Source organism: Stenotrophomonas sp. GW821-FHT01H02A (genome assembly GCF_059422145.1).
Window position 1 is genome coordinate 1 of the sequence record NZ_JBWKWI010000020.1, and the last position, 7,971, is coordinate 7,971.

The window sequence follows — 7,971 nt, forward strand, 5'->3', positions numbered from 1 at the left end:
CGTCCGCATTCAGCCGGCGCAGGAATTGACCCTGACCGATGAGGTGAACATCGATGCCTCTGCCACGCTGGAACTGATTTACCTGTAATAGGTCGCGATCCCGTTCGTGATGTTGACAGGCACTACTTGGCCGCCCTTGGGCGGCCAAGTAGTGCGTATGTGATCTCAATGCAACATAAAGCGCGCCCGCGCGCTTGAAATCCGGCCGAGCCCGCCCCTTACCTTCACTTTTCCTGGAGAAGCGCTTGAGTATCCACAATACCCGCGGGGCCGTCATCAAACGTCGTTTGGCTGTCCTGTTGTCCGGTCTGTGCTTGGTGTTGGCATCCAACACCGCCCTGGCCGACGGGATGATACCGTCCAGTTCGCTGGTGCTGATCAATGAAGCCGATGGCGAAACCTCGATGCAGGTCACCAACAGCGATGCGCACCTGAGTCTGCTGCATGTCGCGCTGGAAGACATTCCCGAAGACACCGAGCCACTTCTGCTGGTCACCCCGCCGTTGTCGCGGGTGGAGGCCGGAAAAGTCCAGACCGTACGCTTCGTGCTGCTGGATCGTGCCGGGCAACCGCCGCTGACCACCCAGCGTATGAAGCGGGCCATCTTCGAAGGTATTCCCGAAAGCCGGCACAACGCAGAAGCCGAAGCACGGGTGAATGTGACCGTGCGCCAGAATGTGCCGGTGATCATCCACCCCAAGGGCCTGGCACCGAACCGTTCGCCCTGGACGTTGCTGGAATGGTCGCTCAAAGGCGATGCCCTGAGCGTTACCAATCCCTCCCCCTATGTGGTACGTCTGGCGCAGAACGTGCAGCTGTTGCCCGCCGGAGCCGGCGCCCAGCTGCCCAAGACCTATGTACTACCGGGTGAAACCGTGAGTGTGCCGGTGCAGGCGGGTACCCAGGCCAGCGCGGTCAAGCTGCAGCCGGCTACCGTCTACGGCTTCGTGACCGAGCCGTACGAAGCACCGCTCCACAGCCGTTGAGCATTCTTACGCCCGCCAGAGCGGCCTTGAGGCCGCCCCTCCTTCTCTTGCGCGTCATAATTTGTCGCCCGATGCACCGGGGTATCTTTTGAGCACCATATCCTTTCATCGTGAACCCATCCCTGCGGCGCCGGCAGCTGCCTTGCGGCGTTCGCCGCTGGGCCTGGCCCTGCTGGTTGCGCTGGCACCGGCGGCGGGTCAGGCCCAGGAGGTGGCAGCAGATAAGCGCTCTTCATTCGATGAGAGCATGCTGCGCGCGCGGGGCATCGACCCGCAGCTCGCCAATCAGCTGCATGACAAGCCGCGCTTTGCCCAGGGCGTGCAGCGTGTCACGCTGGTGGTCAATGGCGAACGGCTGGGGCGGGTTGATGCGCGCTTCGATGACAGTGGCGTGCTGTGCTTCACCCCCGCGTTGCTGCAGGCTGCCAAGCTGCGGCTCCCGCCGTCCAAGGACTCGGGTGAAGCCGTGGACGGCGCCGGCGATTGCCTGGATTTTCTGGCGGCCTACCCACAGACCGAGGTGAACGCGCAGCCGGAATCGCTGACGCTGCAACTGGTGGTACCCACCGATGCGCGCCGCGAGCCCCAGCGCGATCTCTCGCACTTCAGCCGCGGTGGCAGCGCTGCCCTGCTCAACTATGACATTGTGGGCCTGGAGAGCCGCTTTGGCGACCGGCGCTCGCGCTTCTGGTCGGCCAGCACCGAGGTGGGCTTCAATGCTGGCGACTGGATCGTCCGCAGTCGTCAGATCCACAGCAACCAGGATGGTGTGCGCCGCACTGCGCATCTGGAGGCTTTCGCACAGCGCACCTTTGCCGACCAGGCGGCCGTGCTGCAGCTGGGCCAGATCAACGCCTACAACCCCGCATTGTCCGGTGCGCGCATCACCGGCGTACAGATTGCCAGCGAACAGGCCTTGGCTGCGCAGTCGTCCAGTGCGTCCCCGATCACGGGCATCGCGCAAGGCCAGGCGCGGGTGGAAGTCCTGCAGAATGGCGTACTGATCCACTCCACAGTGGTACCGGCCGGACCGTTCACGCTGGCAAACATCCGCCGCCTGAACAGCCGGTCGGACCTGGAGGTCGTGGTCCACGAGGAGGATGGCAGCACGCGTCGTTTTGTGGTTCCGGCCGTGCTGGCGGGACTGGACGCCCCGACTCCCGGCTGGTCCTTTGCCGCCGGACAGCTGCGCGACCCGCCGCAGAGCCTGGCCGAACGCCACCCCGGCTGGATGGTCAGCGCAGGCTGGACGGGCGGGCTCGGCCAGCAAAGTACGCTCAGCACCGGCGCGATGGCGGCCACCAACTACCTGGCCTTGGGATCCGGCATCGGCCGCGCGCTCTGGAGCGGTGCCCAGGCACAGGTTTCAGCGCAGCTTTCGCGATCCAGCACTGCCACGCCGGCGCATGGCGTGCAGGGCACGGCGACGTTTGCCCAACAGGTCTCTGACCGCTGGTCGATCAGCGCCGGCACGTCGCGCCGCAGCGCGGGGTACCGGGAACTGCAGCAGGCTCAGCTGAACGATGAGGGGGCACCGCAATGGCTGGGGTACAAATCCCAATACAGCCTGGGCAGTGCCTGGACCTCGGCTGCGTTGGGCACCTTCAGCGTCGGCGCCACCGAAAGCCGTGCGTTCGACGGTCGCAGCAGTCGTCGCGGCATTGCATCGTGGGGGACGACCATCGGCTCGGCCTCGGTATCGGCAACTGGCGAGTGGTCGCTGGGAGGGGAGCGCAATGCCGGCAATGCGGTATACCTCAACGTCAGCGTGCCGCTGGGTGCGCCGTCGCGCCGCCTGCGCACTTCACTGCGCCTGGCCGATGGCGAGCATCGCACGGGCTTGACCCTGAGCGAACAGATCAACGATCAGGCCAGCTATCGCGTTGGCGTAGAGCAGAACAGCCGTGGCGATCGCACCTCGTTCACCGGCGGACTTTCGTACATGCCGCGCTACGCCCAGATCAATCTTGGCTACAGTCGCAGCAATGCTGGTTTCAGCAACTATCAAGGCGGGTTGAGCGGCGCCGTTGTTGTACACGACCAGGGGGTCACCCTCTCGCCCTACGCCGTTCAGGACACGTTTGCGATGGTTTCCGTCGGCGACCTGTCCGGAATCAAAGTGTCCACCCCCAGCGGTCCGGTCTGGACCGATCGCAAGGGGCGCGCCGTCGTGGCGCAGATGCCCGCCTTCGCACCGGCTTCGGTTGAGGTCTCGGCCAAGTCGCTGCCGCGGGATGTCGAGCTGGGTAATGGACTGTCCGTGGTCAATGCGGGGCGTGGTGCGGTTGAGCAGATCGATTTTGAGGTCAACCGGACGCGTCGCGTGCTGCTGAAAGTGAGCACCAGTACCGGTAGCCGACTTCCGGCTGGCGCCGCAGTGAGCAACGGCAGCCAGCAGTTGCTGACGCTCGTGCAGGCCGATGGTGGCGTGTTCCTGCCCTCCGTGGAAGAGGACCAAAGCTATTGGGTTTCGCTGCCCGATGGCCAGCGTTGTGAACTGCAGTTCGCGCTGCCCCGTACCACCAATGCCAAGGCGTTCTATGAAACGCTGCCGGCCACATGCACGCTGCCTTGAGGCACCATATGAGCATCAATCTGAACTCTTCTTCGCGGCATCATCAGGGTGCCCCGCGCGGGCCACTGTTCCTGGCTCTTGGTCTGGCATTCTTGGCCATTACGCCGATGGCGCAGGCCCAATCGACCGCCGACTGTCAGATGAGCCTCAGCGAGACTCAATTGGACTTCGGTCAGCAGGGACGTGTGGGGGCGGCCCAGACATTGGGGACTCGTGCTGTGACCGTTTCGTTGCTTTGCAACACCTCCGATGACTTGACCCTGTTCTATCGGGCCGCTTCATCGGACGGCCAGCACTATGATTTCACTGACAAAGGTCGCTACAGCGTCACCGTTCGCGATGCGCAGGTAGACGGCCGGAGTGTGGAGCTGGGCCGGATCGTGGCGCGTGGCCAGCCCCCCTTGGACGTGGCTTCCGAACAGCCGTGGCTGCCCGGTCAGGGACTGGTGCCGATGGACAGCGGCATGGCACTCGAGGGGCGCAGTCTCACCGCCCGGCTGGAGGTAGCTGCGTCTGTTCAACAGGGCTTGTTCAGCGTGCGTGACGCAACCACATGGCAGTCGGTTGGTGTTGTGGATGTTCCCACCCGCGCGGTTTCAAGCGATATCGAACTGAGCACGCGGTTCACGCCCGGCTCGTGCACGCCGTCACTGGCCAACGGCGGGGTTGTGGATCTTGGACGGATGGCGCCGGGCCAGCTCAACCGCGACACGGGTACGCGTCTTTCGGCGCGTGATATCGGCCTGACGGTGCAGTGTGACGCCCCCACGTTGTTCGCGCTTACGCTGCGGGACAACCGTGACGGTACCTCCACCGTCAATAGCGACTACTTCTATGGGCTTGGGTTGGATGGTGCGTCCAACCGTATCGGCAACTACCGCGTTCAGGTTGACCCCAGCCGGACTACCGTCGATGCCATGGCCAACGTGTATCGCACCGACTCAACCTCAGGCGGCGTTGCCTGGAGCAACAGCCGCAGTGAACCGGTACCGCTCTCATCCGCCGGTTATGTAGGTTTCACCGACGTGGCCGGCAGCAACGCCGGGCCGGCGCCCGTTCAGTCGCTGAGCAGCGCGCTCTCGGTGGAGGTGATGATTGCTCCCATGCGAGATCTGGATACATCCAATGTCATCGATATCGATGGCATGGCAACCCTCGAGGTCATTTATCTCTAGACGTCACTGATCACCAGAGCTGTCACGCGTCACAGCAAGGCCCTGAGTCTCTCAGGGCCTTGCTGTTTCTGGTGATCGTTTCGGGGCGTGCTTCACCCCGTCGACGATGACAGTGAGGCAGTGGCCATCTCAAACAATCACAACATCCTGGATCTCCTGGATCTCTCCCCGAATGCAGCCCTCAATGGCGACCGATGCGATGCATCGGCGGCCATTGAGTAGCTGACGGCGCGGCTGCAGCAGCTGCTCAGGTATTTACCCGTTGCAGGCCTGCGCCGGGACCGTGCACTTCCATTACAGCTCCCGCTCGGCATCCAGCTCGAAATGCCCCTCCACCGGCGCGGCGATGACGTTCTGCCACACGCAACCCGGGAAGATGTTGGTAGGATCCTTTCGGAAATTGCCCGGGTTGTACAGGTAAGGCACATGCGACCAGCAGCGATAGCCCAGCTCCTTGATTGCGCGCACCTCCTCCTCTGCCCGCTGCAGCCCACTCAGGCGCGTATACAGCAATGGACGATCCCGGCGGATGGTTTCTCCTGCTCCCGCCAACAGGTCCAGCAAGGCGCCCTGTACGTTGTTCTTGATCAACTGCAGTGGCCCGCATTGGCTTTCGTCCAAGGAGACAGTACGGTGGCTCTCCGCCTCCGCTCCAGCCAATGGCAGCTGCGCCGCCGCAGTATCGCCTGCACGACGGCCCAGCCAGTGCGGCTGGGCATACACGTTGCTCAGCTCGTTGATGGCTACATTTGCGCAAAGCAGCTGGAACGCGCGTCGAGCCGGTTCGAAGACGTGCACCTTGCCAAGCGGACCCACGGCCTGTGACAGCCACAGCGTATGCGCTCCGTACTCGGCACCCAGCTCCAGTACCTGTTGCCCCTCCTGGAGGAATGTCCCCAACAGGTCGATTTCTTTCTCGGACCACTCACCATAACGTTGCAGGGAGCGCGCGACCGGGTTGTCGGTCGTGACTGCCTTGACCAGGCCATATCGGGTGGACCAAAAGGCGGCAGCCGCTTCAGTGGCGGAAGTTGTATTCATGGGAGTATCCAAGGTGGTGTCAGTGTGGTGCGGCAAAATGCCGCGCTCTTGCATTGCGCCGCCATGCAGCGCGATCTTCATCGTTGGTGATGTGTTCTGCCCATTGTTCGCTTGCTTCTTCCCAGGCACGCAGCAATGCCGGGGTGGTACGCCCCTGCAGTGCTGCGTTGGCACACAGCAGGCAGCACTGGGCAAAACGACGATGGCGTAGCTGCACCTGGGCCAGATCGACAAGTGTCTCGGCCGATAGGTGTGGAAAGCTGGCCAGCTCCTGGCTCAAGCTCAGCGCAGCGGCGTCGGACGCTGTGTCGGCGCCGGTGCTGCTGTGAACGGACTGAATGGCCATGCGCACCTGCAGCGCTGCTGCGTAAAGGCGTGGGTCTGTCCCAGCGATAAAGGCATGCCACAGCGCATGGTCGAGTGCCTGCGCGGCGTTCAAGCCGGCACCGGCGCGCGCGCGCGCCAGTGCCACCTGCGCCACAGTGAGAGCACGCGCGCCACCCGGTGATCGAGCATTGGCGCTGTCGGCAAGACGTTGCGCGCGATCAAGAACTGCGTCGCGTTGGCCGCCCCGCTCGCGCACGGCCCAGCGCAGCAGAGTCTCGGCCTGCAACCGCAGCCCTTCATCATGCAGGCTGGCCTCCTGTCGCATGCGCTGGCAGAGCCGGTGGGCATCGGCGTAGCGCTGCAGCGCCGCTTCCCCCTGCTGCCGGCTGGCGCAGTAGAACAAGATCTCCAGCCCGGCGCGGTACACCGGCAGCGACTGGCCTTCCAGAGCAGCGCAATGCGCTGCAAGAAGACGCAGCCCCACCAGGCGTGACGCACTTCCCTGCTGGCGTAGTTCCAACAGATCAAGCCGCAGTGCCAATGCCGTCCACTCCGGACCCAGTGTGTCAGGCCCCAGCGACTGACCGGCATTGATCGTCGAGCGGACCTCTGCCAAGCAGGCCGCCGTTGTACTGGCGTGATTGCTTCCAGCCTGCTGCAGTAGCAACTGCGCTTTGAGCAGCAACGTCAGTGGGGGAGGCGTGGTACGCAGCTGCGTCTGCAATCCGGCCAGCAGATCGTTGATCTGTGCGGGATCTGATACCCACAGGTAAGGACTTCCAATCCCCGCCTCGGTCATCACGACACACCGGCCGGGACCCAGCGCACGATCAAGCTCTTCCTGTAGCCCATCCCAGGATAGATCCGGCAGGTTGGCCGGTGCAGACGCCGCTCCAGCGATGTCCGGCCAATGCGGCAGGCTGAGCGCGAACACTACGGAGCGAGGTCGGCGCCACGCGTGCCATAGCCCGGTCTCTTCTTCGCTTGGGCACCACTGCCGCTCATGCCTCACGGCGGGGTAACCGTACAGCCGCCAGTCAACAGACGCTGCTATGGGCGATGATCGGGGAGCGGCTGCGGCTGCGGCTGCCGGTGCCGGTGCTGGTGCTGGTGCTGGTGCCGGCAATGCCATCAGCTTCCGGGGCGCAACCGAAGTCAAGCGGCGGCGGCGCCTGAGCAGCCAGCCCGCGCCAAACGCGACCAGGAGCGTCAAAGCGACGATGGCCATCGGTACAGTGGTATCCATTGAGGCCTTCTGCCCGCCATCCTCTCCTGAGCGAATCACCCGGCCTTCCATCGATGGCACCACCACAAGACCCACTGGCCCATATTCATGCAACAGCCGTATCGGATCATTGTCCGCAGTGGATATGGGCCAGGCCACGGCCAACGGCTCTTTCATTGCCATCGTGGCCGATGGACACTGCGGGATGTTTGCGTAAAAGGGGGCACTGATGGGCGATGAACGCACATCCGACGGGCTGCCTCCAGGGCTACTCGGCCCGCCGATGACCACCTCACCCAGCAGGTCGCCACGATAGGGCGGCGGCTCCGATGTTCGCGTTCCAAGCGTGGGACTGCAGCCCGCGGACAGTACAAAAATGAATGGCCATGGCCTGCATACTCTGTCGCCTGTTCTTGACGGGCGGGCAACGCTCCCTGCACAGACGGCCCCAGTACGGGTGCCTGCTCTTGCTTCTTTACCCCTCGGCACATTGCCACTCCCCTCCCCCATGACGACCCATGCGCCCACGGCCCCTCGAAATCACCCTCCATTCTCACCCCCATTCAAACCCAGGGGGAATAGAAGAAATTTCAAATTGACAAAAAACAGTCGCTGCCCGCCGCCAAGGTCATGGCCACACCA

5 protein-coding genes are annotated in these 7,971 nt (G+C 63.7%); 3 read left to right on the plus strand and 2 right to left on the minus strand.

Going from position 1 to position 7,971, the window contains the following annotated elements; translation table 11 throughout:
* Positions 1–245: 245 nt before the first annotated feature.
* The 3 genes from AC07WC_RS17630 (at position 246) to AC07WC_RS17640 (ending at position 4,736) form a co-directional block, all read left to right on the plus strand.
* A complete protein-coding gene (locus tag AC07WC_RS17630; RefSeq protein WP_495211155.1) occupies positions 246–986 on the plus strand; it encodes a fimbria/pilus chaperone family protein in 741 nt (246 codons plus the stop codon).
* Positions 987–1,047: 61 nt separating this feature from the next.
* A complete protein-coding gene (locus tag AC07WC_RS17635) occupies positions 1,048–3,561 on the plus strand; it encodes a fimbria/pilus outer membrane usher protein (RefSeq protein ID WP_495211156.1) in 2,514 nt (837 codons plus the stop codon).
* 8 nt (positions 3,562–3,569) lie between these two features.
* Complete coding sequence (locus AC07WC_RS17640; protein WP_495211157.1) at positions 3,570–4,736, plus strand: DUF1120 domain-containing protein; 1,167 nt, start codon at positions 3,570–3,572, stop codon at positions 4,734–4,736.
* 294 nt (positions 4,737–5,030) lie between these two features.
* On the opposite strand, the gene AC07WC_RS17645 is transcribed toward AC07WC_RS17640, so the two are convergent.
* Together AC07WC_RS17645 and AC07WC_RS17650 are read right to left on the minus strand one after the other, a co-directional pair.
* On the minus strand, positions 5,031–5,858 hold the full coding sequence (locus tag AC07WC_RS17645; protein ID WP_495211158.1) for an FkbM family methyltransferase: 828 nt from the start codon (positions 5,856–5,858) through the stop codon (positions 5,031–5,033).
* Complete coding sequence (locus AC07WC_RS17650) at positions 5,797–7,506, minus strand: hypothetical protein (protein WP_495211159.1); 1,710 nt, start codon at positions 7,504–7,506, stop codon at positions 5,797–5,799. Before AC07WC_RS17650 ends, AC07WC_RS17645 begins: the two co-directional genes overlap by 62 nt.
* Positions 7,507–7,971 lie beyond the last annotated feature (465 nt).

Bases quoted from the DNA above. Each gene is read 5' to 3' on its own strand.
- AC07WC_RS17640 (WP_495211157.1), top strand. From the start codon at position 3,570: ATGAGCATCAATCTGAACTCTTCTTCGCGGCATCATCAGGGTGCCCCG.
- AC07WC_RS17645 (WP_495211158.1), bottom strand. From the start codon at position 5,858: ATGAAGATCGCGCTGCATGGCGGCGCAATGCAAGAGCGCGGCATTTTG.
- AC07WC_RS17650 (WP_495211159.1), bottom strand. From the start codon at position 7,506: ATGAAAGAGCCGTTGGCCGTGGCCTGGCCCATATCCACTGCGGACAAT.